A 26,192-nucleotide genomic window follows, 5' to 3' on the forward strand; every position below is an offset into this window, starting at 1 on the left:
CCTCACCGATCAGGAAGAAACGCGAAACGTAGGGATCCCCACGCGAAACGGCATGAGTCCTACGATCAGGAGGTCCAATGGTGGATTCCTCGAACGCCCCTGCCGCGGGCTCGTCCAGACGTGACTCCGGGCATGACTCCGGAAATGACACGGCCACCGAGGTGGCGTCCGGCACGGACGAGTCCGCACGGGTGTGGCGAGCGGGCCGGCTCGACCCGATGCCCATCCGCAAACTGCCCGAGGCTCCGCCCGCCATCCACCTGCTCGGCCCGACGGTCTTCCTGGTCGCGCTGGGCGTGGGAATGGGCGAATCCTACATGTGGCCGAGACTCGTGCTGGTCTTCGGTCCCGAGATCCGGTGGCTGTTCCTCGTCGGCGTGACCCTCCAGGCCTTCGTGATGCTGGAGATGGCGCGCTACGCGATGGCCACCGGGGAGAGCATCTTCACCGGCGCGGCGAGGGTGTTCAAACCGATCATGTGGTTCTTCTTCGTGGTGGCGATACTGGTCTATATCTGGCCGGGTCACCTGTCCGCTGGAGCCGCCGCGCTGGAGGAGATCACCGGCATACCGTGGGTGGTCAGCGCCTGCGTGGGGCTGGTGCTGGTCGGCATCGTCTTCAGCCTTGCCAGGGTGATCTACAACCTGCTGGAGAACGTGCTGTCCGTCCTGATCGGGACACTCGTCGTCGGTACCGCGGTCGTCGCCTCCCTTGTCGGTAGCTGGGGCGACCTGGCGAGCACCCTGAGCGGGATGTTCCACTTCGGGTACTTTCCCGCCGAGGCGATGTCCGGCGCGTGGTTCCCGATCCTGGTCGGCTCGGTCGCCTTCGCCGGCCCCTCCGGTATGCAACAGATGTGGTACACGCTGCACCTGCGGGACAGTGGTGCCGGCATGGGCGCGCACATCCCCCGAGTGCGTGGGTTGCGGCACGCGGGTGAGGAAGAGGCGATGCCCTCCCGTGGCTTCATGTTCGACACCGGTGACCCGAAGGAGATGACCAAGTGGCGGGGCTGGCGCCGCTGGGTCACCTTCGACGCGCTGCTGCTGTTCTGGGGTATCACGATGCTGGTGACGGTCTCGTTCACCGTGCTCGCCCAGGCGGCGAACCGGGAGAACCCGAACGTCAAGGCGCTGATCGAGGGCGGCGACCGGGATGCCGCGCTGGGCGCGATGTCGGACGCGTTCGCCTCGGTCGGCGGCCCGGTGCTCGGCGGGGTGTTCTTCGGGTTCATCGCACTGATCGGGGTCAACGCCACGCTCGGGTTGTTCGACTCGTTCTCCCGCGGGCAGGCGGACATGACGTACTTCTTCGTGCCCGGCGCCCGCAAGTTCAAGATGTCGCACCTCTACGCCGGGTTCCTCTGGGGTGTGATCGTCTTCGGCATCCTGATCCTGCTGTTCGGGCCCGCCGAAGGACCGAGCAGCGTGCTGGACATCCTGGCGTTCCTCTCCACTTTCGCGATGGGCGCGTACTGCGTCGTGCTGCTGCTGGTGAACAACCGCATGTTGCCGAAACCGATCCGGCCGAGATGGTGGGCCAACGTGATCATCGGCTTCGGCGCGTTGTTCTACCTCGGCATGCTGTTCTACAGCCTGATCCGCTTCGGCGTCGTGGTGAGTTGACATGGCTGTGCACCGCACCCGGCTACGCCGGAACGCCGAGCTCGCACTTCCGGGTGGCACCGTCGGTCTCGTCGCCGGCGCCGCGGCCGGTGGGCTGGCCGCACTCGTCGGCCAGCCCGCCGGGTGGGCGCTGGTCACCGCGCTCTCGCTCGGCATCCCGCTCGCGCTGCTCGGCGGGGGCTACGGGTTGCTGATCGCCTACGGCCGGGTCCGGCTCGGCGGTTTCGCCCCTGTCGCGCTGTTCTGGCTGGTGGGGTTCCCGCTGGCCAGGCTCACGCACGAAGCGTTGACGCACCTCGTGCTGACCGGACGACCAGCGCTACCGCCCGACCTGCTCGGTTTCCTCGCCTATCAAGGCCTGGTGAGTGCCGGGTTCGCGATCGGGTTCCTGTGGCTGCACGAACGGATCGCGCCCCGGTGGTGGTTGCGAATCGCTCGACACAACCCGTATGCCGAGCGGATTCTGGCCGCCTACGCCGCGCATGCCTCAGCGCTGCGCAACGCGAAACAGGCCCGGCGGCGTACGAAGGTGTCCTGACCACCTGCCCACCGTCATCTCCTCACCACGCCCCGTCCCGCGTCGGGCGCGTGCTGACCCGACCCTGCCGAGGTGAGCATGAACGTTCCCGTCTGGCTGTGGCTGGCCACGATCGCCGGCCTGTGCGGCATCATCGGTTTCGACTTCTACCTGGTCTCCCGGAAACCGCGGGAGCCGTCGATGCGGGAGTGCACCGCGTGGGTGTGCGGCTACGTGAGCCTGGCCATCCTGTTCGGACTCGGCGTGCTGCTCACCGCCGGAGCACAGCGTGGCGGCGAGTTCTTCGCCGGCTGGATCACGGAGTACTCGCTGTCGGTGGACAACCTGTTCGTGTTCGTCATCATCATGAGTACCTTCGCGGTGCCCCGGATGTACCGGCAGCAGGTGTTGTTGATCGGCATCGTGCTGGCCCTGGTGATGCGCGGCGCCTTCATCGCCGTGGGCGCGCAGGCGATCGCGCGGTTCGAATGGCTCTTCTATCTTTTCGGCGCTTTCCTCATCTATACCGCGTGGAAACTGCTGCGGCACAAGGACTCCGAGGACGACGAGTTCTCGGAGAACGCCGTACTCCGCACCGTCAAGCGGGTGCTACCCGCGACCGAGACCTACCACGGCACCTCGCTGGTCACGAAGCTGAGCGGGCGCCGCGTGGTGACCCCGATGCTGATCGTGATGGTGGCGATCGGCACCACAGACCTGCTGTTCGCGCTCGACTCCATTCCGGCGATCTTCGGCCTCACCAAGGAGCCCTACCTGGTCTTCACCGCGAACGCCTTCGCGTTGATGGGCCTTCGGCAACTGTTCTTCCTGATCGGCGGGCTGCTGGATCGGCTGGTGTACCTCAGCATCGGCCTGGCCGTGGTACTCGGCTTCATCGGCGTCAAGCTGATCCTCGAAGCGCTGCACCACGATGGTGTCGGCTGGGCACCGGAGATCCCGATCCTCGGCTCGTTGGCCGTGATCGTCGGCACTCTCGCCGTCACCACCGTGGCGAGCCTGGTGAAGGGCAGGCTCGAGCGCGGCCGCATGAGGGATCAGGACGATGCGGTCGTGTGAAAGCCACCGCGTGTCTCGCGGGCCCGCTTGCGCAGGAACTCCTCGACATCCACCGTGGGGTTCCGCCGCTGCCGTTCCAGCGCGGTGGCGAGGCCGAGGCCGAGCCTTCTGCCGTCGGCACTGGTACCCCGCGGCGTGCTGGTCAGCCAGGCACGGAACTCGTTCCAGGTACGCATTCGCTGTCACCTCCCTTTCCTTCGGGACAACCCTGTTCAGCACAACATCGGGAGGGCTGTTCAGAACGACCCAGCGACCGCGGGCCGCCAGGCCCGTGCGAGCGGTCGTCGCAGGCCACAGCGCTGGCGAATCATACCGCGAATCTGCACAGCCCGACTATTGAATAAGACACCGGGTAGCCGCGCGCCGCCACTCGGCGCCGGCGAAAATAGCGGAAAACTTACACCCGCGGGCCGGTTCGCCTGCGCCGGGTACGGACCTGCGTCGGCTGCTCCCCTGCGGCACGGTTCTCCCGCTGCTCGAGGTAGGACTGCCGGGTTCGCTCGGTATGCTCGCGCATGACCTGGGCCGCGGCCTCGGTGTCACCCCGCTCGATGGCGTCGACCAGCTTCTCGTGCTCTTCCCAGGACGTCTGACCGCGATGGCGGGCGATCGGCGTGTAGTACCAGCGCACCCGGCGGTCGACCTGATTCACGAAGTCGATCAGAACCCCGTTGCCGGACAGTTCGGTGACCGCCCGGTGCAGCTCGGCGTTGGCCGCGACCATGGAATCGACGTCGTCGGCGGCCACCGCGGCCTCGCCCCGGGAACAGATCTCCTTCAACAGCCGTACGCCTTCGGAACCCGCCTGCTGCGCCGCCAGGCGCGCCGACTCGCCTTCGAGTACCGAACGCACGGCCAGCAGCTCGTCGACCTCGGCGTCCGTGGGTGCGTGGACGAAAGCCCCGTACCCGGGGCTCAGGTCCACCCAGCCCTCGGAGTTCAGCAACTGCAGGGCCTCACGGATCGGCTGGCGTGACACACCCAGCCTCTCCGCCAGCTCGCTCTCCACCAGATGCTGCCCCGGGGCGAGTTGACGAGAAATGATCATCTCTTGCATCGCCTGGTAGACACGCTCGCGCAGGGGCGCCGGCCGATTGATCCTGTGTGCCGACATATCCTGTGGCAACTCACTCGGGGGCATTGCGAACTCCAAGAACTCGCGGCGGAACCCGGCTGGTCCGGGAACAAAGTCCAGCCGACCACGACGTCGACTGACTACAGCATACAATGAACTCAATGTACGGAATGTGCACTTCGGGTGATGTCTACCACTCCCCGTAGTTGTTCACCCGTTCCGGGCATCCCCGGTGGACCTCCATACTGCATACAGTCTACACTCAAGTGTATGGACCTCTACGAGTACCAGGCGAAGGATCTCTTCGCTGCCCATGGAGTGCCGGTGTTGCCGGGTTCTGTGGCGGAATCTGCCGAGCAGGCGCGGGTCGTGGCCGAGGGGATCGGTGGCCCGGTGGTGGTGAAGGCGCAGGTGAAGACCGGTGGTCGGGGTAAGGCCGGTGGGGTGAGGTTGGCTGCGGATGCGGTGGAGGCCGAGGCGAAGGCCGCGGCGATTCTGGGGATGGATATCAAGGGGCACAGGGTGCGTCGGGTGTTGGTGGCCGCGGCTTCGGAGATCGCGGAGGAGTATTACTTTTCGTTCTTGTTGGATCGGGCGAATCGGACGTTTTTGGCGATGGCCTCGGCTGAGGGTGGGGTGGAGATCGAGCAGTTGGCTGTGGAGCGTCCGGAGGCGTTGGCGCGGGTGCCGGTGGATCCGCTGAGGGGGGTGGACGGGGATCGTGCGCGGGAGATCGTGCGGCGGGCGCGGTTCCCGGAGGCGGTGGTTGAGGAGGCCGCGGGGGTGGTGGTGCGGCTGTGGGAGACGTTTGTGGCGGAGGATGCCACGTTGGTGGAGGTGAATCCGCTGGTGCGGGATCCGGAGGATCGGGTGATCGCGCTGGATGGCAAGGTCACGGTGGATGACAATGCCGCGTTCCGTCAGCCCGGGCATGCGGGGTTGGTGGATGAGCGGGCGGAGGATCCGTTGGAGGCCAGGGCCAAGGCCAAGGATTTGAACTATGTGAAGTTGGAGGGGCAGGTCGGCATTATCGGTAATGGTGCCGGGTTGGTGATGTCCACGTTGGATGTGGTGGCGTATGCGGGGCAGCGGTATGGGGGTGTGGCGCCGGCGAACTTCCTGGACATCGGGGGTGGCGCCTCGGCGGAGGTGATGGCCGCGGGTCTGGATGTGGTGTTGCATGATCCGGATGTGCGGTCGGTGTTTGTGAACGTGTTCGGTGGGATCACCGCGTGTGACGCGGTCGCGACGGGGATCGTGGAAGCCCTGAAGATCCTCGGGGACGACACGGCCACGCACACGGCCGGAGCCGAGTCGGCCGCAGCAACCCGCGGCGCGCGCTCCCGGCCGGAGGCCTCGCGAGCCCGGCTGCGGGCCGCAAACCTACCCGAGGCGCCGAGCGTTCACCAGGACACGGCCCGTAGACGGGATCGTCGACCGCGCGCTGGTGGACCGCAGTCGAAACCGCTGGTGGTGCGGCTGGATGGCAACAATGTCGAGCAGGGTCGGCGGATCCTGGCCGAGGCGGCGCACCCGCTGGTCACGGTGGTGGACACGATGGACAATGCGGCGGACAAGGCCGCCGAGCTGGCAGCGGCAGGAGCCTGAACACCATGGCGATTTTTCTCAACAGTGACAGCAAGGTGATCGTGCAGGGCCTGACCGGCTCGGAGGGGATGAAGCACGCCACCAAGATGCTGGCCTCCGGCACCACGATCGTGGGTGGGGTCAACGCCCGCAAGGCCGGGCAGAGCGTCACCGTCAACGACCGGGACCTGACGGTGTACGGCACGGTGGCCGAGGCCATGACCGCCACCGGCGCCGACGTCAGCGTGATCTTCGTGCCCCCGACGTTCGCCAAGGACGCGGTGATCGAGGCCATCGACGCCGGCATCGGCCTGGCCGTGGTGATCACCGAGGGCATCCCGGTGCACGACGCGGCCGCCTTCTGGGCCCACGCCGTCGCCACCGGCAACACCACCCGCATCATCGGCCCCAACTGCCCCGGGATCATCTCCCCCGGCCAGTCCAACGCCGGCATCATCCCCGCCGACATCACCGACACCGGCCGCATCGGCCTGGTGTCCAAGTCCGGCACCCTGACCTACCAGATGATGTACGAACTGCGGGACATCGGGTTCTCCACCGCCATCGGCATCGGCGGCGACCCCATCATCGGCACCACCCACATCGACGCCCTGGCCGCCTTCGAGGACGACCCCGACACCGACGTCATCGTCATGATCGGCGAGATCGGCGGCGACGCCGAAGAACGCGCAGCCGACTACATCCACCACCACATCAGCAAACCCGTCGTGGGCTACGTCGCCGGCTTCACCGCCCCCGAAGGCAAAACCATGGGCCACGCCGGCGCCATCGTCTCCGGCTCCAGCGGCACCGCCCACGCCAAAAAACAAGCCCTCGAAACCGCCGGCGTCAAAGTCGGCAAAACACCCACCGAAACCGCCGAACACGCCCGCGAACTGATGGCCGAGACCCCTCGCCCACACGGTGGCCACTAGGTATATCCGGGAACGGCCACCGGGACAGCCCGGATTGCTACGCGGCGCGCCGGCCAAGAGACTGGGAGACGTGTCCCGGGAGATCCCCGGACCGTGGTGGCGCGAAGGAGCGGCGATGCGGCTCGCCCGTCGGATGAATCGTCTCGGCACAGAATCGGCCTTCGAGGTGCTGGCCAAGGCCAGAGCGCTGGAAAAGGACGGCCGGAAAATCATTCACCTTGAGATCGGTGAACCGGATTTCGACACGCCGGCCCACATCATCGCCGCCGCGCAGCAGGCGTTGAGCGAGGGGCATACCCACTACGTTCCCGCTCCCGGAATCCCCGAGCTACGAAACGCTGTCGCTGACTTCTTGACACGCAACGAGCGGCTGGCGGCCGCACCCGAGCAGGTCGTCGTCACGCCCGGCGCCAAGCCGATCATGTTCTTCACCATCCTCGCGCTGTGCGAGGAAGGCGACGAGGTACTTTATCCCGACCCGGGTTTTCCCATGTATGCCTCGATAGCCCGGTTCGCCGGTGCCACACCGGTCGCGATACCGCTGCGCGAGTCCCACGACTTCACCATCGATCCCGAAGAGCTGGACTCGCTCGTCACCGACCGCACGAAGTTGCTGATCCTGAACTCCCCGCACAACCCGTGTGGCAGTTCGCTCACCAGGGAGCAGGTCGAGGCCATCGCCGAGATCGCGCTTCGCCGGAACCTCCTCGTTCTCTCCGACGAGGTGTACTGGGCGCTCCGGTACGGCGGCGAGCAGCACAGCGTGCTCGATGTCCCCGGCATGGCCGAGCGGACGATCCTGCTCGACGGCTGGTCGAAGACATTCGCGATGACCGGGTGGCGGTTGGGATTCGGGGTGTTCCCGACCGCCTTGGTGGAACCCATCACCAGGCTCGCGATCAACTCGGTCTCCTGCACCTCGGCCTTCAGCCAGCACGCGGCGATCGCGGCGTTGACCGGCCCGTGGGACGAGGTGGAAAGGATGCGGTCGACGTTCGCCCACCGGCGCGAGGTGATCACCTCCGGCCTGAACGCCATTCCCGGGATCTCCTGCGTACGTCCGGGGGGTGCGTTCTACGCCTTCGCCAACGTCACCGAGCTCGGCAGGACGGCCGCGGAACTGTCCGACCTGTTGCTCGAGCGGGCTGGGGTGGCCGTCACGCCGGGAACCGCGTTCGGTGGGTACGGGGAGGGCTATATCCGGTTCTCCTACGCCAGTTCCACCGACAACATCTCGGCCGCGCTCGCCGCCGTCGAACGAGTCGTGCGCGCTGAACTGCCCGGTTGACGCGGGATGGGGAGCATGCCTGCTCCCTGCCACTTTCAATATATAGCGCACTGGGGGACTTGTGGCAAGCCCCGGTCGTACCGCAGAATCACCGGCCGAAGCCAGAACCCGCGGAAACGGTTTCCTCGAGGGTTATTCAGAACGGCCCAGCGACCGCGGGCCGCCAGACCCGTGCGAGCGGTCGTTGCAGGCCACCGCACTGACGAGGCGAATTGCAGACCTGAATAACCCGACCGCAGAATAAGGCACCTCGTGGTCCGCGCGGGACTCGGCATAGGTGGACGACAAATTTCAGTTTAAACGCCGTGAGGGGAATGTGTCTACTCAGGGGTACGACGATGAATTGCGGTCCGAGCGGAGCTACGTGGCCGGGCTCTACGCGCGACTCGACGCCGAGCGCGCGCGAGTGAGGGGCGAGTACAAGGCGGCACTGCGGGGAAACGGCGAGACACCCATGGAACGGGACGTCCGGGTGCGTGCGCTGGCCACGGAGGCGCGGCGGCTGGACGTCGTGGACAACGGGCTGTGTTTCGGCCGGTTGGACACCGTTTCGGGCGAACATTCGTATATCGGCCGGATCGGCCTTTTCGACGAGGAGAACGAGTACGAACCGGTGTTGCTCGACTGGCGGGCACCGGCCGCGCGGGGGTTCTACGTCGCCACCGCCGCGACACCGGAGAACATGCGCAGGCGCCGTCAGTTCCACACCCGCGGGCGCCAGGTGGTCGATTTCACCGACGAGGTGCTCGGCCGACCCGGCGGCGACGATCGGGGGGACGCGGCGCTGCTCGCGGCGGTCAACGCGCCGCGCGGTGACGGGATGCGCGACATCGTGGCGACGATCCAGGCCGAGCAGGACGAGATCATCCGGCTCGATCACCCAGGGGTCCTGGTGGTCGAGGGTGGCCCGGGTACGGGGAAGACCGTGGTGGCGCTGCACCGCGTCGCGTACCTGCTCTACACGCACCGGGAGCGGATGGAACGTCATGGCGTGCTCGTGGTCGGGCCCAACCCGGCGTTCCTGAACCACATCGGCCGCGTACTGCCGTCGCTGGGTGAGTCCGACGTGGTGTTCATGACCACCGGCGACCTGGTGCCCGGCCTGCGCGTCACCGCGGAGGACCCCCCGGAAGCAGCGCGGCTCAAGGGTTCGCTGAAGATGCTCGACGTGCTCGCGGCGGCGGTCGCCGACCGGCAGCGGCTGCCGGAGTATCCGCTGCCCATCGAGCTGGCGGACGTCACGGTCCGGATCGACGCCGAGACCGCCGAATGGGCCAGGGAGGAAGCGCGCGCGAGCGGGCTGCCGCACAACGAGGCCCGCGCGGTGTTCGGTGAGATCGTCACGTGGGTGCTCACCGAACGGGCGATAGGCCGGATCGGCCGGGGCTGGCTGACCCGGGAGGACCGCGAAGCATGGGAGGAGCTGCGGGCGGACCTGCTCGAGGAGCTCGCGGAGGACGACATGTTCGCCGCGGCGCTCGACGAGCTCTGGCCGATACTGACGCCGGAGGCGCTGCTGGCGTCGCTGTACTCCTCCCCCGACCGGCTACGGGCGGCCGGAGCCGACCAGTCGTTGTCGCGGGCACGCGGCGACGCCTGGACGGTATCGGACATACCGCTGCTCGACGAGCTGGTCGACCTGCTGGGCCGCGACAAGTCGGCCGACCGGGCCGCCGAGCGGGCCCTCGAGCGGGAACGGAAGACCGAGGCCGAGTACGCCGCCGGCGTGATGGACCTGCTCGTCGACCGCAAGGACTCGATGGACGACGAGGACCACCTGTTCGCCACGGACCTGCTCTTCGGCGAGGACCTGGCCGACCGGTTCGGCGAGCGCGACACCCGTGAACTCGTCGAGCGCGCCGCCGCGGACCGGGACTGGACCTACCGGCACGTCGTGGTCGACGAGGCCCAAGAGCTGTCCGAGATGGACTGGCGGGTGCTGATGCGGCGCTGCCCCGGCCGATCCTTCACGGTGGTCGGCGACCTCGCCCAACGCCGGTCGGCGGCCGGAGCGACATCGTGGGACACGATGCTGGAGCCGTACGTGCCGGGCCGTTGGGTCTACCGGTCGCTGTCGGTGAACTACCGCACCCCGGCGGAGATCATGAGCGTCGCCGCCGCGCTGCTCGCCGAGTTCACACCCGCGGTCCAGCCACCGGAGTCGGTCCGCGCGTGCGGCGTCCGGCCATGGTCCAGGCGGGTCACCGAGGACGAGCTGCCCGCTGCCGTCGAGGAGTTCGTACGGGACGAAGCCACACGCGAAGGCACCAGCGTCGTGATCGGGCCACCGGGTATGCCGGGCGGGATGGCGACTGTGCCGCCCTCGGAGACGAAGGGCCTGGAGTTCGACTCCGTCCTGGTCGTGGAACCGGCGAGGATCCTCGCCGGCGGCCCGCGCGGCGCGGCCGAACTCTACGTCGCCCTCACCCGCGCCACCCAGCGGCTCGGCGTCCTGCACCACGGCCCATTGCCGCGGCCCCTGACCGGACTCGCCGATATCGGGACACCCACGAGGCAGGAACAACCGCTCACCCGCGGCCTACCCCGCGGGTGACGGAGGCAGCAACGTCGGCATCCCCGGGCGGCGGAGCGTGCGAACCAGCGCCGCGCCCGCAAGGCTCAGCACGGCCACGATGGGAAAGGCCAACGTCGGCCCCACCGGATCCGCGAAGATCATCGCCAAGCCGATACCCACCAACCCGCCGGAGGCCTTCGCGCCGTAGAACAGGCTGAAGATGGGTAGCCCTGGATGTTCGCCGAAATGCGCTTCGGCCAGGCCGGGCAGGACCGCGTAGCACGTGCCCGCACTCGCTCCCGCGACGAACGCACCGGCCAGCAGCAGCCACCACAGGCCATGCAGGCCGGCGAACAGCAACACCAGTTGGGCCACGGCCCCCGCCGCGAGCGCGCGCCGAACCAGCCGCGCCCGGCCGAGCCGCTCCCCCGCCCATCCCGCGGCCAGCCGCGCGAGCCCGCTCGCCCCGGCCAGCGCCCCGACGGCGGCGGCCGCTATCGGTAGCCCCGCGTGGTCCCGCGTGGCCAGCAAGGCCAGGTAGGCCAGATCGAAAAGGGAGACCGATGCGGTGCACGCCACCGCGAGGTAGAGCAGGGCCGACACCCGGGTCCGCAGCACCTCGCGGGGGGTGTACCGGCGCACGGCGGGTTTGTTGTTCCGCAAGCCGGGGTTGACCGATTTGTCGACCGCCCACAGTCGCGGGTCGATGTGCGCGGGCCACCAGCCGTCCGGCGGATCACGGAGCACGGCGGCGGCCGCACCGGCCACCAGCAGCACCGCTGTCCCGGACAGCACGAGCAGCAGATCGACCCCGCCCGCACCGACGAGCCAACCCGCCACCACCAGGAACGGAATCGAGCCGTATGCGAAAGCCCCGCTCACGAACGAGGTCCGCGCCGGTCGCTCCGGGTACCACTTCGCGACGACGCCCAACGCCGTCCCGTAGATCAGCCCGGCCCCGAGCCCACCGAGCACGGCATGGCTCAGCACGGCCACCAGAAAACCACCCGAGGCGCCGAGCGTGATCAGGCCGTTCGCGGTGAGCACCGCGCCCGCGGCCATCGGCACCACCGGAGCCAACCGCAGCCGGTGCCGCAGCCTGGCCACGGGATACACGGTGAGGCTCTGGCAGCAGGTCCAGATCGCGAGCACGGACAACGCGTGGGTGACCGTCCAACCGTGCCGGTCGCCGAGCACCGGAACCAGCGCACCGTAGCCGTACTGCCCGAGACTCGCCACCAGCATCGCGGCCCACGCCGCCCACAGCATCCAGCGCCGGGACTTCCCGAGCAGCTCCCGGTCGCTCACGCCGACGCGATGCCGCCTGCCGTAGAAGTCGCGCACCTCATGCGGGACGGAAGGAGAACTCGACCCACGCATAAGAGCTCCCGTAGTTCGTATACTGTATTCTGTAACTTGTATACCATTGTGACACGGAACACGCCAGCCCGCGATCCTGATGCCCGACGCGAACCGGCCCCGGCGGTCGCTGCCGCCGGGGCCGGTTCGGATGCGTATTCGGTTATCCGTAGTGCACGGTGGTCCGGCCGGTCTCCTTGTCGTGCTCGATCCGGCCACCCTGGAACCGCTGGGTCAGCACACCCCCGGATTCGGTCTGCCCGGCGACTGGGTAGCCCAGCCGCGACCTCTCCCAGCCGAGTGCGGACCACTTGTCCCGGATCTTGCCCCGCACCGCATGCGCCCCGCTGTTCGGGGACCAGTAGATCGAGGCGCCATCCGGGTGGGTGAGGTGGTTGTACCGCCCGACCCCGTCCGGGGTCTTGGTCTCATCAGTGGTCGGGTAGCCGAGCTCCTGTTCGGCACCGAGCCGCTTCCAGATGCTCCGGATCGCGCCGTGGATCTCATGCGCTCCGCTGTCCGGGGACCAGTAGATCGAGCCACCGTCCGGGTAGTCGAAGTCGTTGTACCGGCCGACGCCATCGGAGGCAACGAGCTCATCGGTGATCGGGTAGCCGAACAGACCCTTCTCCCAGCCGAGTTCGGCCCACTTCTTCCGGATCGCGCCGTGGATCAGGTGCGCCCCGGTGTCCGGGGACCAGTAGATCGAGGCGCCGGGTCCGTGGCTGAAGTGGTTGTACCGGCCGATACCGTCCGGGGTCTTGTGTTGGTCGGTGATCGGCACGCCGATCGCCGTGCGGTGCCCGCCGAGGTCGACGTACTTCGTGAGGACGGGGCCTTCCATCTGCTTGGCCCCGGTTTCACCGGTCCAGTACATCCGGCCGTGCTCGTAGTCGCGCCACCGCACGTCGCCGTCCGCCTGCTCCTCGTCCACCGGCCAACCAAGACGCCCCCGTATCTGGTCGTCGTTCAGCCACCGCAGCAGCAGGCCGGTGCTCACCGGGTTCTCGCCGTGTACCCGCCAACTGGCGTCGTAGATGAACAAACCGGCGTTGTCGAACCAGTGCTCGCCACTGTCGTTGGCGGCCCACAGCTGGCCGTCGATATGCCGCAGGTACCGGCCGGGCTGGCCGAACGACTCCAGCGAGACGCCGCCACCCTGCAGGCCAAGCTCGGAGCACCAGGTCGCGTCCGCGCGGAACTGGTCGCTTCCGTCGCTGGGCTGCACCTTGACCCGCAGATCCTGCTGCCGCAGGTAGACCCCCGGCCGGCCGACGACCTCCATCGAGTGGCACTCCGGGTCGGCCAGGCCGCGGATGACCTTCCAGTTGGCGTCCGTGCCGACCTCCGGGCCGGGAACCGGCTCGCCGGGATGGATCGAGGCGGGCCCGTCCTCCCCGTTACGGATGTACCAGCCGCGCACGCCCCGGGTGTCGGCCTGCAGGGACTGCACCAACGCGTCGTACTGACCGTAGCGTAGGAAATGCGACACATCGGCGGGTCCGGAATCCAACGCCGTCTGCGCCGCGTGCGCCAAGCCCGGGTGCACCAAGCTGTTCTCGGCCCAAGTCTTGATCTCCAGGACCCGCTTGCGGTCGGCCTCCTCCTGCTCACGCAGTTCGTTGGCCTTGTCTCGCTCGTCGGCATCGTAGATACCGACCTCGATGAACTGCTTCCACACCGCCGGGTCCGAGCTGCGCAGCGCCGCGACCGCCGCCGCCTGCACCTCGGTGTCCGGTTCGGCGCGGTCCCACACCTCACGGATGAAGTTGTCGTCGGAGAGGTCGAGCATCCCCTCGGTGGGCACCACACCGAGCACCGAGCGCATCGCCCTGTCCTTGGCGGCGCGGGCGCGCTGCCGGGCCTTCTCCTCCTCCGAGGCCTGCTCGTCCTCCTCGATCGCGTCGAGTTGGTCCTGCTCGTGTGCCTCGCGGATACCCTCGGCGAGGAACTGCTTCTGCGCGGCCTCGTCCGCCCCGAAAGCCTCCAGCGCCGCGGCCTTCACCCGCTCGCCCTCGGCCCGATCCCACAACTCGTAGACGAAGTCCCGGTAGCCCAGCACCAGCATCTCCGGTGGCGGTTCGATCCCGATCACCATCGCGCCGTTGCGTTTCAGCTCACGCGCGATCCGCGCCTTCTCCGCGTCGCGCAGCTCGTCGGCCTGGTCCCGCTTGACCGCCTCGTGCACACCGTTCTTGATCCACGCCGTGCAGGCGGCGTCCGAGTCCGTCTCGCCCAGCGCCAGCTCCGCCGAGGCGCGCACCTCTTCACCTTCGGCCCGGCTCCACAGCTCGAACACGAAGTTGCGGTCGCCGAGCACCAGCAGCTCATCGTCGGCCACGATCCCCAGCGCCGAGGCCGCCCGGACCTTGTCCTGCAGGGTGGCGTCCGGCACCTCGGCTGCCTCCGCCTGCTGGGCGGCCGGGGCGCCCTGCGCCGGATCGGCCGTCGCGACCGGGCTCAGCAGTCCCGCCGGGACCGCACAGATCGCGACCGCGACGACCACACGTCTCCATCGTCTTGTCGGTCTTTTCAACATCATTCGCCTTTCATCGAGCACCGGAACTGTCTAAGTGAATCGACTGGACAATGCCCATCTGGAGACCCCCCTCAAAGGTTTATCGATCTGGAATAGCACATGTACAACGTCTGGCTTTACGGAAGAAAGGAAGCCTGCGACACTCCGCGCGGAGCGTCGCCGGACCAAATGTCGTATCCATTAATCACAACCGATGCACCTGGACTTAACCCGCGGCACCACCCGGTCATCCGCCTCAACACCCCACCCACCGCGAACAAGGCCGCCGCGGCAAGAACAACATCAAACCACCGCAATGGCTGAACTCAAGGGGTCACCCACAGCGGTCGGCTCGGCGTCTGGCAAGGGCGAGGAACACCGCGAGTCCGGCGGTCAGAGTCATCCCGGCGTACAGGGCGGGCCAGCGCCCGAAGCGCCAGGCGACCACCAGATAGCCAATCACGCCGAGCGCAAGGCCAATGAACACGAGGACGTACCGCATTCGGGACTTCCCATACCGGTGAATCGCATACATACCGAGCAGATAGGCTGTGATCCAGCTCAGCCAACTCGCGGTGTCGACCAGGGTCAGCGTGAGCACCTCCCTTCCTGCTGCGGAGTGCACATTGCCCGAGCGTATCGTGCCCCTGCTGAGTTAGGACCGAAGCCGTGCTCGTGTATGTTCTGCCCGAGAGCCTCGCGGAATGAGTCCCACTTGGTAAGCGCGACCTGCTCGTTGATGAAATCCGGCGCCGATGGGTCCGACACCCTGGCGTCAACCTCCATCACCAACATGCTTTTGCTGTTGGTGTAGAACCGGAAGTCGATAACCGATCCTGCGCCATCGAAGTGGCCTTCCTGCGCGATGAAGCGGAATCCGGCCCACTGGCCGTTCTCCTTGAGAGTGTAGGCCTTGACCGGGGCATCCATGCAGATGAACCCGAGGATCGGCAGGCAGGCGTCCAACGGGATGTGCTGCCCGTCCACGGGAAAGTCAGCCGGTGCACCGTCAATCGGAAAGCTGCAGTTGAAGCAACGTTTTAGCTCGCGCAGGACCTCCTCAGCAGTGACATGCAACGGCAGATCTTGATCGGTGGTGACCAGGAACTGCTTGTTGTAGAGATGCCGCAGGTTGCTGCCCGGCTGGCCGGCGGCCCGCCGCTCGGCCTCGGCCCGCTCGGCTGCCTCGCGTGCCCGCGCTTCCGCAGCCTCAGCGGCTCGTTGCGCATCCACCGCGCTCTGCCGGGCGTTCTTGGCGGCTTCGGCGGCCTCCTCGGCGTGTTGCTGGGCGCTCTTGGCAGCGGCCTGGGCTGCCGCGGCGTCGCGTTGCGCTTGGGCGGCGGCATTACGCGCGGCCGCGGCGTCCTGCGCGGCCGCGTTGGCCGCGGCCCGTGCGTTGGCCGCCTCCTGCTCGGCGGCGTCGGCGGAACGACCGGCCAGTGCGGCGTCCCTTGCCGCGGCGTTGGCGGCCGCTCGTGCCTTGCGGGCGTCCTCCTGAGCCTGCGCGTCGGCGCGGTTGGCGCTGGCGGCGGCCTCCCGTGCCTTGGCACCCTCGGCCGCGGCGTCCGCCGCTGCCCGCTGCGCCCGCGCGGCGGAGTCCGCGGCGGCGGATGCCGACTCGGCCGCCCTGGCCGCGGCGTCGAAGGCCGGTTTGACCTCCTTGTCCGCCTCGTCCGCGGCCTTGCGTGCGGCCCGTGCCGCGGCCACGGCTTCGTCGGCGCGCTGCTGCGCCGCCGCGGCCTGCTCCTCGCCGACCTGCTGGGCCTGTTCGGCCACCAGGGCGGCGAAGTCCGCGTCGATGTCCTCCCCGGTGAACGGGGCCACGATGGTGATCGCCGTGTTCGCCGGGTCGGTGATGCCCTCCGAGGAGGACCGTGCCGACATGGCCGCCCGCACCGCGATCCCGGCCTGGGTCGCGGCCGATACGGCCTCGGCCTCCGCGGCGGCAGCCTCGTCCTTGGTGCGCTGCGCAGCCCACAACGCCCGCATCGCCTCGTCGGCCGCCTGCCGCGCCAGGTTTGCCGCGTTACGGGCATGCTGCGCCGCGCGTGCCTCGGCCGCGGTGGCCTCCTTGGCCTTGGCGTTGGCCTCCGTCGCCGCAGCATGCGTCTCGGCCGCGGCCGCCTCGGCCTCATCCGCGGCCGCATCCGCCCGCGCCGCGGCCGCTTCGGCCTCCCGCGCGGCCGCCCTGGCCCGCGCAGCGGCCCGGGTCGCCTCCGTCGCGTACATCCGCGCCGTGGCTGCCGCCCCCGTAGCGAGGTGAGCTGCGTTACCCGCATCGGTCGCGGCACCAGCGGCCGTATTGGCCTCCGCGCGGGCTTGATTCGCTGCCCTACGCGCGGCTTCTTCGTTCTCGCTGCCTTCGGCCGATGCCGCGATGGCCTCGAGTGCCCTTGCCCTTGCCTGTTTCGCATTGTTGGCGTAGTTCGCCCGCACCGCACGCTGCCTTGCCTGCGCTGCCTTGCGCTCCTGTTCAAGTGCGTGATTCTTGGCCTGGCCCGCGACGCGGTCCTGCTGCTCGGCCCGTGCCCGTGCCCCGGCGGCGACACTGGCCTTGTACTCGGCGGTGGACCGCGCCCGGGCCGCGACCGCGGCCTGCTGCTGGGCCCGCTGCCGCGCCGCGGCGGCATTGGCCCGTTCGGTCTCGGCACGCTGCCGCGCCTCGGCCGCCTTGCGCTGCTCCGCCTCCGCGGTCAGCCGGGCCTGCCGGGTCCGCTCCGCCGCCGCCCAGGCCCGCTGCTCGGCCTCCTGCGCCTGGATCCGCGCTCGCCTGGCCTGATCCGCCGCATGCCGGGCCGCCACGGCCTGCGCCTGGGCGGCCTCGGCCAGCGACGCGGCCGAGGCCGCGTGCTCCTCGGCGTGCTGGCGCCACCGGCGGGCCTGCTCGGCATGCGCCTCGGCCTTCTCCTGACCCTCGTTCGCCTTGTCCGTGGCCTCCGTAGCCACCACCGCATGCTGCGCGGTCTGCACCGCACCCACCGCGGCCTGCGCGGCAGCGGCCATCCCCTCGGCAATATCCGCCCAGTCCGCTCCGTAGGTCAACCCGGTCTCGATAAGGATGTCGGCCTCGCCCCGCGCCCGAGCGGAGGCGGCATCAGCCCGCTCGGCAGCGCTACCGGCATAACCGAGCTGCCGCTCGACCTCCCGCTTCACCTCGGAGAACGACCCGTTGTGGTGCCCACCGGCCTCGTTCGCGGCCAGGATCTGCGCGGCCTCCCGCGCCTCATTGGAGGCCAGGGTCATCGCGTTCGCGGCCCGTTGCAGCGCCCGGACCCCGTCCCCGTGCGCGGACAGCAGGTTCCGCCGCGCCTTGGAAGCACGCTCGGCCTTCTTGGCCAGCTCGCTGAGCTCCTCGGCCGCCTTCTCCCGCTCCCGCTGCTGTCGCAGGTACTCCTCACGGGCAGCCGCGTCCCGCTCGGCCGCCGTCAGGTACCCGGTCTCCAGGAACTCCACGATCGCCGCGTCGGTCCCGGCATCCAACGCCGCCTGCGCGGCAGCCGACACCTCCGGCCCCGCGGAGCCCACCAGCAGTTGCACCCGCGTCCGCAGCGCAGCCATCCGCTCCGCGTCCCGCTCGGCGGTCTGCTCGTCCCGCGCCCTGGCGATATCCGCCCCATAGTCCAGGAACACGGCCCGGTCGTAGTCCGACCCGGCGAGCACCCGCTCCACCTCGGCGTTGAAGTACGGCCCACCCGTGCCGACCATCTCCTCGATGGCCTCCCGGTTCAGCCGGGCGGTCTCCTCCTTGCGCTCCTCCGCCCGCGCCTTCGCCTCCGGATGCCCCGTCTCCAGGAACTCCATCACCGCCGCGTCGGTGCGCGCGTCCAGCGCGGCCTGCGCCGCCTCCCGCACCTCCACGTCCTCGTCCAGCTCGGCGATATCCGCCACCAACTGGCGCAACCGCGGATCGAAATCCGGTAAGCCGGTTTCGCCGTCCCACTCCTCATACTCGGATTCCGGCATCGGGCGGTCGGTCTCCGTGGCCGTGGTTTCCGCGGCCGCTGTGAGACGCCACGGCGCGGGGGCGGTCGGATTGACCAAGGTCGCCAGAACGGCGAGCACCAGTGCCAGAATGAGGGTTCTTCGCGCATGCCAGACTACGCGCACCACAAACCTCCAGAAGAAAAAAAACAAAAATAGACTCGGCTGAGCTGTCGGTTCTACTGGAGCATGCGCCGCTCACCGGCAAGCGCTTGTTCCAACAATTCGTTCCAGAATCGCGCCTGCTCGGCGATCGTGTCCCGCTCGGTGGTCCACTGCTGTTCGTTCTCGGTAGAGAAATCGACGGCGGCGGCCCAGTTCGGCCCGGTCGCTTCGCGCGCGGCCTCCGCGACGGCATGCCAGTTCGCCGCCTGTTCCCGTGCGATCTCGCCTGCCTCGGCCCAGGCGGTCCTGGGCTCACCGGTGTTGTCGGCGGCCGTGCGCCATGCCCTGGCGGCCGCCGCCCTCGCCTGCTCGGCAGCCTCGCCGGCGGCGTCCGACGCGGCCTGTTCCGCGGCCTGTGCCTCGGTGATCAGCCGGTTGACGGTGGCGCGCCATGCGACGTCGTTGTCCGCCATGCGCAGGCGATGCGCTTCGAGGTCCAGTCGCGCGGCGCTGGCCCAGTCATAGGCGAAGAACTCGACGAGGTCACCATCGTCCGCTGCGGGGCGAGCGGCCCACTGCGCCGCGGCGCGGACCTGGCCCCCGGGATCGTTCGATGCGAGGTGACGGACGTACGCCCGGTCGGCCTCGACCAGCGCCTCCTCCTGCTCGCCGGACTTCTCGCGGGCCAGCCGGTCGCGTTCCTCGGCTTCGGCATACCCGGTGTCGGCGAACCAGGCGCGGTCGGCATCGGTCCCTTCCACCGCGCGTTGCGCCGCGGCATGCACCTCGGGCGCGAACTCGGCGGTGTGCGTCTCCAGCACCCTGCGGGCGAAGTCCGCATCGCGTGCCGCACGTTGCCCGGCCAGTTCCCTGGCGTAGTCGTACTCGCTGATCAGGAAACGCTCGATCGCGGCGTCACCGTTGGTCGAGGCCACCGCCCGCAACGCGGCGACCCGTACCACCGAGCGCGGGTCCCGGCGCGCGATCCACCACACGAACGCGCGGTCGGCCTCCGAAATATCGGCCGCCGCACTTTGCGTCTCGGCTGATTCATTCGCCAACACCGGGGGCGGACCGCTAACTGAGATCAAGGACAAAAGAACAGCAACGAACGCGCATCTTCGCACGAAACCCCCCGTCGATCAGAAACTCCCCCGATTTTACAACCGCTCATCTCGCGGATTAACGCGAACCTCACGCAGAGGCTATCTTCCGTGCCGGTAAGTGTCACTACGCCGAACGCAGCAACGAATGGTGAGCAGGGCCACCAATATTACCGGTCAGGTCCGCGACCAGGCGGTACGCAACCACTGCGCGGCGAGCACGACCATCGCGACCACCGCGACGATCATCCCGATCCCGGGGCCGTCCCCGGCGACGCCGGTGGCCGGTGCGGACTGCTGCGACCAGATCGCCAGCAGCCCGTCCACGGAGGCGAACCACCCGCCGACGGCGCAGACCCAGGCCAGCCACCACCGGCGGGTGATCAGGGCGAGGGCGGAGGCCAGGATGCCGAACCCGGTCGAGGTGGTGGCGAACAGCCGGGGAAGCCAGCCGGCCTCGCCGGCGAGCACCTGCCAGCCCGTGTGGTCACCGACCCAGGGCAGCAGCAGGCCGACGATCAGCACGAAGGTGGCCACGGCGATCACGAACCCGCGCCTGCCGAACTCGACCGTGCGCGCGGCTCTGGTCACCACCCGGTCGACGTCGGCGGCCAGGTCGTCCAGTTCCGGGTTCCGGTTGCTACCCGCTTCCTCGCTCATCGCGAGCACCCGTCCTGGGCCGGGGCGGGCTGCGCGGCCGGCTGACCGAAGGACGGCAACCCGAGGGTCACCCCGCTGGTCTTCGGGCGCGTTCCCGCCTCGGTGTTGTCCCCCGCCCTGGTACGGCGGTGCGTGAGCAGGTCACCGTCCGCGACCAGGTAGTGCGGCGCACCGTAGGTGACCACGGCCTCCACGATGTCGCCGGGACGGACGGACCGGTCCACGGCGGGGCCCCGCGGGGTGAAGTGCACCAGCCTGCCGTCCCTGGCGCGGCCACTCATCCGGAGGGTCTCGGTGTTCTTCCGGCCCTCCCCGCTGGCCACCAGCAGCTCCACCTTCCGGCCGACCAGCTTCCGATTCTCCGCCCAGGCGATCTCGTCCTGCAGCTCGACCAGCCGGTCGTAGCGTTCCTGCACGACCTCCTTCGGCAGCTGCCCTTCCATCTCGGCGGCGGGCGTGCCCGGCCGCTTGGAGTACTGGAAGGTGAACGCGCTGGAGAACCGGGCCTGCCGGACCACATCCAGGGTTTGCTGGAAGTCCTCTTCGGTCTCCCCGGGGAAGCCGACGATGATGTCGGTGGTGATCGCCGCGTCCGGCATCGCCGCGCGAACCTTGTCCAGGATGGAGAGGAAGCGCGCCGCGCGGTAGGAGCGGCGCATCCGCTTCAGCACCCGATCCGAGCCGGACTGCAGCGGCATGTGCAGCTGGTGGCACACGTTCGGGGTCTCGGCCATCGCGTCGATCACGTCGTCGGTGAAGGCGGCGGGGTGCGGCGAGGTGAAGCGCACCCGCTCGAGTCCGTCCACCGCGCCGCAGGAACGCAGCAGCCGGGAGAAGGCCTGGCGCTCGCCGAACTCCACGCCGTAGGAGTTCACGTTCTGCCCGAGCAGGGTCACCTCCAGCACGCCCTCGGCCACCAGCGCGCCGACCTCGGCCAGGATCTCACCGGGGCGGCGGTCGCGTTCCTTGCCGCGCAGCGAGGGCACGATGCAAAACGTGCACGTATTGTTACAACCGACCGAGATGGACACCCAGCCCGAGTAGGCCGAGTCGCGCCGGGCGGGCAGGGTGGAGGGGAAGGTCTCCAGCGACTCGAGGATCTCGACCTCCGCCTCGGCATTGTGCCGGGCCCGCTCCAGCAGCACCGGCAGCGAACCGATGTTGTGCGTGCCGAAGACCACGTCCACCCAGGGCGCGCGCTTGACGATCTCGCCCCTGTCCTTCTGCGCGAGGCAGCCGCCCACCGCGATCTGCATCCCGGGGTTGGTGCCCTTGACCTGCCGCAGGTGGCCCAGGTTGCCGTACAGCTTGTTGTCCGCGTTCTCCCGGACCGCGCAGGTGTTGAACACGACGACGTCGGGCGTCCCGCCGTCCGCAGGAACGTAGCCCGCGTCCTCCAGTTGGCCGGCCAGGCGCTCGGAGTCGTGCACGTTCATCTGACAGCCGAACGTGCGGATCTGGTAGCTGCGGGTCACCCGAACTCCTGGTCAACGGCGATACCGGTATTGCATCCTCCAGGGTAGGCTGCCGCTCCCCCATGGGCGTGACGCGGGCCGGCCTGCGCACCCCGCGCGACCTGCCCTGGCATAGTTGAACGGACGGTGACTACAGTCTCCCCACGGTTCGCCGGATCACCCGTTAGGCCGATTCGGCGACGCCAGGGTTGCGTTTTGACCCGACCCGTATGCGTCGGGGGCCGCTCGGTGTTAGATGCCGATCATGCCTACCGGGGCATCACCGACCAGTGCGCGCCGCCATGGAGGCCAGATGACCGCAGCGACGCCGCCGATGATCAAGGCGGCAGCCGTGAACAAGTTCTTCGGCGACCTGCATGTGCTCAAGGACATCAACATGGAGGTCCCGCGAGGGCAGGTCGTCGTCGTGCTCGGGCCTTCGGGCTCCGGCAAGTCCACCCTGTGCCGGGCGATCAACCGGCTGGAGCCGATCGACTCCGGGGACATCGAGGTGGACGGCCAGCCGCTGCCGGCGGAGGGCAAGGCGCTCGCGGCGCTGCGCGCGGACGTCGGGATGGTGTTCCAGCAGTTCAACCTGTTCGCGCACAAGACGATCCTGGACAACGTCACGCTCGGGCCGGTCAAGGTACGCAAGGTGTCCGGCGAGGAAGCCCGCACGACCGCGATGGAACTGCTGGAGCGAGTCGGCATCACGAACCAGGCGGAGAAGTACCCCGCCCAGTTGTCCGGTGGTCAACAGCAGCGGGCGGCGATCGCCAGGGCGCTGGCCATGCAGCCGAAGGTGATGCTGTTCGACGAGCCGACCTCGGCTCTCGACCCGGAGATGGTCCAGGAGGTACTGGACACCATGACCGGCCTCGCCAAGGACGGAATGACCATGCTCGTGGTCACCCATGAGATGGGTTTCGCCCGGAAGGCCGCGCATCGGGTCATGTTCATGTCCGATGGTGAGATCGTCGAGGACTCGACCCCGAGCGAGTTCTTCACCGCGCCGAAATCGGATCGCGCGAAGGACTTTCTCGGCAAGATCCTTACCCACTAGTTCCGATCCGACGCCCGCGGGGCGTCACACCACAAAGGAAACAGGAGAGGTGCACATGAGGATCCGCACCCTGGCGGCGGGACTGATGGTCGGCGCCCTCGCGCTGACCGCGTGTGGCAAGGAAGGCAGCCCTTCCGACGCGGGCAACGAGGACGGCAACGGCAACAGTGCCGCCCAGCTTCCCACTTACGACGTTGCGCAGGACGTCACCGTCGAGGGGTCACCGACCTTCCAGCAGATGCAGTCCGCAGGCCATCCGATCATCGGGGTCAAGCAGGACCAGCCGGGACTCGGCTACCTGGACCCCACGACCCAGGAGTACAGCGGTTTCGACATCGAGATCGCCAGGCTGATCACCGCCAAGCTGGGTTTCCAGCCGGACAGCATCGAGTACAAGCCGGTCCCCTCGGCCGGGCGCGAGCAGGCACTCATCAACGGTGACGTGCACTACTACGTCGGTACCTACACGATCAACGACAAGCGCAAGGAGCAGGTCGGCTTCGCAGGGCCGTACTTCGTGGCCGGCCAGGGCCTGCTGGTCGCCGAGGACAACAGCGACATCACCGGGCCGGAGACGCTGAAGGGCAAGAAGGTGTGCTCGGTAAGCGGCTCGACGCCGATTCAGCGGGTCCGCCAGCAGGGCCTCACGGAGGACGGCAACATCGTCGAGCTGCAGACCTACTCGCAGTGCGTCACCCAGCTCAGCCAGGGCAAGGTGGACGCGGTCACCACCGACGACGCGATCCTGAAGGGCTACGCCGCGGAGGAGCAGGACAAGTTCAAGGTCGTCGGCGAGACCTTCTCGGAAGAGCCCTACGGCGTCGGCGTCCCCAAGGAGGACACGGCGCTGCGGGAGAAGGTGAACGACATCCTGCAGTCGGCACTGGACGACGGCACCTGGGACCAGATCTACGATGCCACGCTCGGCAAGTCCGGCGCGCCCGCCGATAAGCCGACCATCGAACGGTACTGATCTCCATTCTCGGCCGGCGGCGGCACGCGGTGTCCCGCCGGCCGAGTCCGTACTCACCGCCACCATCAGGCGCTTGCGGCATGAGGAAACGCTGGAGTCCTAATGGAAGTCCTGCTCGACAATCTCGACCTGTACGGTCCCGGGTTTCTCACCACCATCGAGCTGTTCGTGCTGGCCGCGATCGGTTCACTGGTGCTGGGCACTGTGCTGGCGATGCTGAGGGTGAGCCCGGTCCCGGTTTTGCGCGCGGCGGGCACGACGTATGTGACGCTGTTCCGCAACACCCCGTTGACGCTGATCTTCTTTTTCTTCGCCTTCGCGTTTCCACTGCTGAAGGTCGTCGACATCTCGTTCTTCACCGCCGCCGTGGTCGCACTGACGCTGTACACCTCGGCGTTCGTCTGTGAAGTGGTGCGGTCGGGTATCAACACCGTCCCGGTGGGACAGGCCGAGGCCGGTCGTGCCGTAGGGCTGACCTTCGGCCAGATCTTGAGCAACATCGTGCTACCACAAGCGACCCGCTCGGTGGTGCCGCCCATGGTGAGCACGATGATCGCGTTGATCAAGAACACCACGATCGCCTCGGGCTTCTCCGTGGTGGAGGCGGGCTCGATCCAGTACTACCTTTCCGAGCGCGGGTACAGCGTCATGATCGGACTGCTCTGGGTGGCGCTCGGGTTCGTGATCCTGGTCATTCCGATGACCCTGCTGCAACGTAGCCTCGAGAAGCGGTGGAGCGTGGCCCGATGAGCTCAGTCCTGTTCGACGCGCCCGGGCCGAAGGCGCGGATACGGCACTGGATCTACGCGGGTGGCGGAGTGCTCGCCATCGTCGCGATCGTCGGCTTCGTCGTGCTGCGGTTCGCCGACGAAGGGCAGTTCGACGGCAAGCTGTGGAGCTGGCTGGAGTACGAGACCATCCAGCTCGAACTGCTGCGCGCGCTCGGCGCCACGCTGCGCGCGTTCGCTGTCGGCGCGGTGCTCGCGCTGGTGTTCGGTGCGATTTTCGCGGCCGGGCGGCTGTCCGACCACGCCGCCGTCCGGATACCCGCGACGATCGTCGTCGAGTTCTTCCGCGCGGTGCCGCTGGTCGTGATGATCTTCTTCTTCCACTTCGGGATCAGCCTCGGCGCGCCCTTCTACTCCGTCGTGCTCGGCCTGACGCTCTATAACGGTTCCGTGCTGGCGGAGGTGTTCCGGGCCGGGGTCCTGTCCCTGCCGGCCGGGCAGAGCGAGGCGGCGTACGCGGTGGGGATGCGCAAGACCCAGGTCATGCAGACCGTACTGCTCCCCCAGGCCCTCCGGGCCATGCTGCCCGCGATCATCAGCCAGCTCGTGGTACTGCTCAAGGACACCGCGCTCGGTTTCCTCATCACCTACGAGGAACTGCTGCGCTATGCCCGCTACCTCGGTGGCATCGTCGACTTCGGGCGCCCGCTGGTACCGATCACGATCGTGGTCGCGGCCATGTACATCGTCATGTGCCTCGCACTGACCGGTCTGGCAAAGTACCTGGAGGGCCGCAACCGGCGTAACAAGAAGGCACCCGTCCCGGCCAAGAAGGCGGACGAGATCGTCCTCACCAACGAGCCGATGAACTGACCTCGGTCAGCCGCGGCGGAAGAGCTTGTTGCCCAGCCAGACGATGGGGTCGTAGCGCTTGTCGGCGGCGCGTTCCTTCATCGGGATCAGCGCGTTGTCGGTGATCTTGATTCCCTCGGGGCAGACCTCGGTGCAGCACTTGGTGATGTTGCAGTAGCCGAGGCCGTGCTCGGTCACCGCCTCGTCCCTGCGGTCGGCCACGTCCAGCGGGTGCATCTCCAACTCGGCGATACGCATCAGGTAGCGCGGGCCCGCGAAGGACTCCTTGTTCTCCTCGTGGTCACGCACCACGTGGCAGGTGTCCTGGCACAGGAAGCATTCGATGCACTTGCGGAACTCCTGCGAGCGTTGCACGTCCCGCTGCTGCATCCGGTAGTCACCGGGCTCGAGGTCCGCGGGCGGGGTGAACGAGGGGACCTCCCGCGCCTTCGTGTAGTTGTACGACACGTCGGTCACCAGGTCACGCACGATCGGGAAGGCGCGCAGCGGGGTGACGGTGATGACCTCGTCCTCGGCGAAGGTGGACATCCGGGTCATGCACAGCAGCCGCGGCCGCCCGTTGATCTCCGCGGAGCACGAGCCACACTTGCCCGCCTTGCAGTTCCAGCGCACCGCCAGGTCCGAGCACTGGGTGGCCTGCAGGCGATGGATCACGTCGAGCACGACCTCGCCCTCGTTCGCCTCCACCGTGAAGTCCCGCAGCTCGCCCGAGTCTGCGTCGCCCCGCCACACTCGGAACCGGGCCTCGTACCCCAT

General features: G+C 68.3%; 20 protein-coding genes and 2 pseudogenes. 12 read left to right on the top strand and 10 right to left on the bottom strand.

The genetic code is table 11. The annotated features are described in order from the left end of the window. Positions 1 to 77: 77 nt before the first annotated feature. From FB471_RS08615 to FB471_RS08625, 3 genes are all read left to right on the top strand, one after another. Complete coding sequence (locus tag FB471_RS08615; RefSeq protein WP_141996798.1) at positions 78 to 1,625, top strand: Nramp family divalent metal transporter; 1,548 nt, start codon at positions 78 to 80, stop codon at positions 1,623 to 1,625. A gap of 1 nt (position 1,626) precedes the next feature. Beyond that, complete coding sequence (locus FB471_RS08620) at positions 1,627 to 2,163, top strand: hypothetical protein (RefSeq protein WP_246076303.1); 537 nt, start codon at positions 1,627 to 1,629, stop codon at positions 2,161 to 2,163. Positions 2,164 to 2,241: 78 nt separating this feature from the next. Continuing rightward, positions 2,242 to 3,219 carry a TerC family protein gene (locus tag FB471_RS08625; protein ID WP_141996799.1) on the top strand — a complete coding sequence of 326 codons (978 nt, stop codon included), beginning with the start codon at positions 2,242 to 2,244 and terminating at the stop codon, positions 3,217 to 3,219. On the opposite strand, the gene FB471_RS08630 is transcribed toward FB471_RS08625, so the two are convergent. Then, positions 3,198 to 3,395 (bottom strand): hypothetical protein, encoded by a 198-nt coding sequence (locus FB471_RS08630; RefSeq protein ID WP_141996800.1) that lies wholly within the window; start codon positions 3,393 to 3,395, stop codon positions 3,198 to 3,200. The genes FB471_RS08625 and FB471_RS08630 overlap by 22 nt on opposite strands. A 221-nt stretch (positions 3,396 to 3,616) precedes the next feature. Next, positions 3,617 to 4,360, bottom strand: coding sequence for a GntR family transcriptional regulator (locus tag FB471_RS08635; protein WP_141996801.1), 744 nt, complete (start codon positions 4,358 to 4,360; stop codon positions 3,617 to 3,619). A 204-nt stretch (positions 4,361 to 4,564) separates the two neighbouring features. On the opposite strand from FB471_RS08635, the pseudogene sucC reads away from it, so the two are divergent. The 5 genes and pseudogenes from sucC to helR all read left to right on the top strand — a co-directional run. Continuing rightward, positions 4,565 to 5,584, top strand: a pseudogene (sucC, locus tag FB471_RS08640) (ADP-forming succinate--CoA ligase subunit beta); the annotation flags it as partial. 168 nt (positions 5,585 to 5,752) lie between these two features. Continuing rightward, a pseudogene (locus tag FB471_RS35660) lies at positions 5,753 to 5,902 on the top strand (ADP-forming succinate--CoA ligase subunit beta); the annotation flags it as partial. Positions 5,903 to 5,907: 5 nt separating this feature from the next. Next, positions 5,908 to 6,816, top strand: a complete 909-nt coding sequence (gene sucD, locus FB471_RS08650; protein ID WP_141996802.1) for a succinate--CoA ligase subunit alpha — start codon at positions 5,908 to 5,910, stop codon at positions 6,814 to 6,816. A 115-nt stretch (positions 6,817 to 6,931) separates the two neighbouring features. Continuing rightward, on the top strand, positions 6,932 to 8,104 hold the full coding sequence (locus tag FB471_RS08655) for a pyridoxal phosphate-dependent aminotransferase (protein WP_141996803.1): 1,173 nt from the start codon (positions 6,932 to 6,934) through the stop codon (positions 8,102 to 8,104). A gap of 316 nt (positions 8,105 to 8,420) precedes the next feature. Beyond that, positions 8,421 to 10,658 carry an RNA polymerase recycling motor ATPase HelR gene (gene helR / locus FB471_RS08660; RefSeq protein ID WP_211357990.1) on the top strand — a complete coding sequence of 746 codons (2,238 nt, stop codon included), beginning with the start codon at positions 8,421 to 8,423 and terminating at the stop codon, positions 10,656 to 10,658. Here helR and FB471_RS08665 read toward each other — a convergent pair. From FB471_RS08665 to miaB, 7 genes are all read right to left on the bottom strand, one after another. Then, positions 10,644 to 11,999 carry an MFS transporter gene (locus FB471_RS08665; RefSeq protein ID WP_141996805.1) on the bottom strand — a complete coding sequence of 452 codons (1,356 nt, stop codon included), beginning with the start codon at positions 11,997 to 11,999 and terminating at the stop codon, positions 10,644 to 10,646. The two genes, helR and FB471_RS08665, sit on opposite strands and share 15 nt — an antisense overlap. Positions 12,000 to 12,141: 142 nt before the next feature. Beyond that, the gene (locus FB471_RS08670) at positions 12,142 to 14,484 is read right to left on the bottom strand and encodes an AbfB domain-containing protein (RefSeq protein WP_246076305.1); all 2,343 of its coding nucleotides are present in this window, start codon (positions 14,482 to 14,484) and stop codon (positions 12,142 to 12,144) included. A 346-nt stretch (positions 14,485 to 14,830) separates the two neighbouring features. Continuing rightward, complete coding sequence (locus tag FB471_RS08675; protein ID WP_141996806.1) at positions 14,831 to 15,097, bottom strand: hypothetical protein; 267 nt, start codon at positions 15,095 to 15,097, stop codon at positions 14,831 to 14,833. Beyond that, the gene (locus FB471_RS08680) at positions 15,085 to 18,459 is read right to left on the bottom strand and encodes a hypothetical protein (protein WP_141996807.1); all 3,375 of its coding nucleotides are present in this window, start codon (positions 18,457 to 18,459) and stop codon (positions 15,085 to 15,087) included. Before FB471_RS08680 ends, FB471_RS08675 begins: the two co-directional genes overlap by 13 nt. A gap of 197 nt (positions 18,460 to 18,656) precedes the next feature. After that, positions 18,657 to 19,646, bottom strand: coding sequence for a hypothetical protein (locus FB471_RS08685; RefSeq protein WP_141996808.1), 990 nt, complete (start codon positions 19,644 to 19,646; stop codon positions 18,657 to 18,659). A gap of 216 nt (positions 19,647 to 19,862) precedes the next feature. Further along, on the bottom strand, positions 19,863 to 20,345 hold the full coding sequence (locus FB471_RS08690; RefSeq protein ID WP_141996809.1) for an Rv2732c family membrane protein: 483 nt from the start codon (positions 20,343 to 20,345) through the stop codon (positions 19,863 to 19,865). After that, positions 20,342 to 21,820 carry a tRNA (N6-isopentenyl adenosine(37)-C2)-methylthiotransferase MiaB gene (gene miaB / locus FB471_RS08695; RefSeq protein WP_141996810.1) on the bottom strand — a complete coding sequence of 493 codons (1,479 nt, stop codon included), beginning with the start codon at positions 21,818 to 21,820 and terminating at the stop codon, positions 20,342 to 20,344. Before miaB ends, FB471_RS08690 begins: the two co-directional genes overlap by 4 nt. Before the next feature lie 313 nt (positions 21,821 to 22,133). Here miaB and FB471_RS08700 point away from each other — a divergent pair, with 313 nt between their 5' ends. The 4 genes from FB471_RS08700 (at position 22,134) to FB471_RS08715 (ending at position 25,436) form a co-directional block, all read left to right on the top strand. Then, positions 22,134 to 22,862 carry an amino acid ABC transporter ATP-binding protein gene (locus FB471_RS08700; protein ID WP_211358212.1) on the top strand — a complete coding sequence of 243 codons (729 nt, stop codon included), beginning with the start codon at positions 22,134 to 22,136 and terminating at the stop codon, positions 22,860 to 22,862. A gap of 55 nt (positions 22,863 to 22,917) precedes the next feature. Further along, on the top strand, positions 22,918 to 23,835 hold the full coding sequence (locus FB471_RS08705; protein ID WP_141996812.1) for a glutamate ABC transporter substrate-binding protein: 918 nt from the start codon (positions 22,918 to 22,920) through the stop codon (positions 23,833 to 23,835). A 102-nt stretch (positions 23,836 to 23,937) separates the two neighbouring features. After that, on the top strand, positions 23,938 to 24,585 hold the full coding sequence (locus FB471_RS08710) for an amino acid ABC transporter permease (RefSeq protein WP_141996813.1): 648 nt from the start codon (positions 23,938 to 23,940) through the stop codon (positions 24,583 to 24,585). Continuing rightward, on the top strand, positions 24,582 to 25,436 hold the full coding sequence (locus tag FB471_RS08715) for an amino acid ABC transporter permease (RefSeq protein WP_141996814.1): 855 nt from the start codon (positions 24,582 to 24,584) through the stop codon (positions 25,434 to 25,436). Before FB471_RS08710 ends, FB471_RS08715 begins: the two co-directional genes overlap by 4 nt. Positions 25,437 to 25,442: 6 nt before the next feature. Here the strand turns inward: FB471_RS08715 and FB471_RS08720 are convergent, their stop codons facing one another. Further along, positions 25,443 to 26,192, bottom strand: coding sequence for a succinate dehydrogenase/fumarate reductase iron-sulfur subunit (locus tag FB471_RS08720; protein ID WP_141996815.1), 750 nt, complete (start codon positions 26,190 to 26,192; stop codon positions 25,443 to 25,445).

Source organism: Amycolatopsis cihanbeyliensis, from assembly GCF_006715045.1.
Lineage (GTDB): Bacteria > Actinomycetota > Actinomycetes > Mycobacteriales > Pseudonocardiaceae > Amycolatopsis > Amycolatopsis cihanbeyliensis.

What these genes read in the sequence shown, in the direction of transcription:
- FB471_RS08615 (WP_141996798.1), top strand. Translation starts at nt 78, where the DNA reads ATGGTGGATTCCTCGAACGCCCCTGCCGCGGGCTCGTCCAGACGTGAC.
- FB471_RS08620 (WP_246076303.1), top strand. Translation starts at nt 1,627, where the DNA reads ATGGCTGTGCACCGCACCCGGCTACGCCGGAACGCCGAGCTCGCACTT.
- FB471_RS08625 (WP_141996799.1), top strand. Translation starts at nt 2,242, where the DNA reads ATGAACGTTCCCGTCTGGCTGTGGCTGGCCACGATCGCCGGCCTGTGC.
- FB471_RS08630 (WP_141996800.1), bottom strand. Translation starts at nt 3,395, where the DNA reads ATGCGTACCTGGAACGAGTTCCGTGCCTGGCTGACCAGCACGCCGCGG.
- FB471_RS08635 (WP_141996801.1), bottom strand. Translation starts at nt 4,360, where the DNA reads ATGCCCCCGAGTGAGTTGCCACAGGATATGTCGGCACACAGGATCAAT.
- sucD (WP_141996802.1), top strand. Translation starts at nt 5,908, where the DNA reads ATGGCGATTTTTCTCAACAGTGACAGCAAGGTGATCGTGCAGGGCCTG.
- FB471_RS08655 (WP_141996803.1), top strand. Translation starts at nt 6,932, where the DNA reads ATGCGGCTCGCCCGTCGGATGAATCGTCTCGGCACAGAATCGGCCTTC.
- FB471_RS08665 (WP_141996805.1), bottom strand. Translation starts at nt 11,999, where the DNA reads ATGCGTGGGTCGAGTTCTCCTTCCGTCCCGCATGAGGTGCGCGACTTC.
- FB471_RS08680 (WP_141996807.1), bottom strand. Translation starts at nt 18,459, where the DNA reads ATGCCGGAATCCGAGTATGAGGAGTGGGACGGCGAAACCGGCTTACCG.
- FB471_RS08690 (WP_141996809.1), bottom strand. Translation starts at nt 20,345, where the DNA reads ATGAGCGAGGAAGCGGGTAGCAACCGGAACCCGGAACTGGACGACCTG.
- FB471_RS08700 (WP_211358212.1), top strand. Translation starts at nt 22,134, where the DNA reads ATGATCAAGGCGGCAGCCGTGAACAAGTTCTTCGGCGACCTGCATGTG.
- FB471_RS08705 (WP_141996812.1), top strand. Translation starts at nt 22,918, where the DNA reads ATGAGGATCCGCACCCTGGCGGCGGGACTGATGGTCGGCGCCCTCGCG.
- FB471_RS08710 (WP_141996813.1), top strand. Translation starts at nt 23,938, where the DNA reads ATGGAAGTCCTGCTCGACAATCTCGACCTGTACGGTCCCGGGTTTCTC.
- FB471_RS08715 (WP_141996814.1), top strand. Translation starts at nt 24,582, where the DNA reads ATGAGCTCAGTCCTGTTCGACGCGCCCGGGCCGAAGGCGCGGATACGG.
- FB471_RS08720 (WP_141996815.1), bottom strand. Translation starts at nt 26,192, where the DNA reads ATGGGGTACGAGGCCCGGTTCCGAGTGTGGCGGGGCGACGCAGACTCG.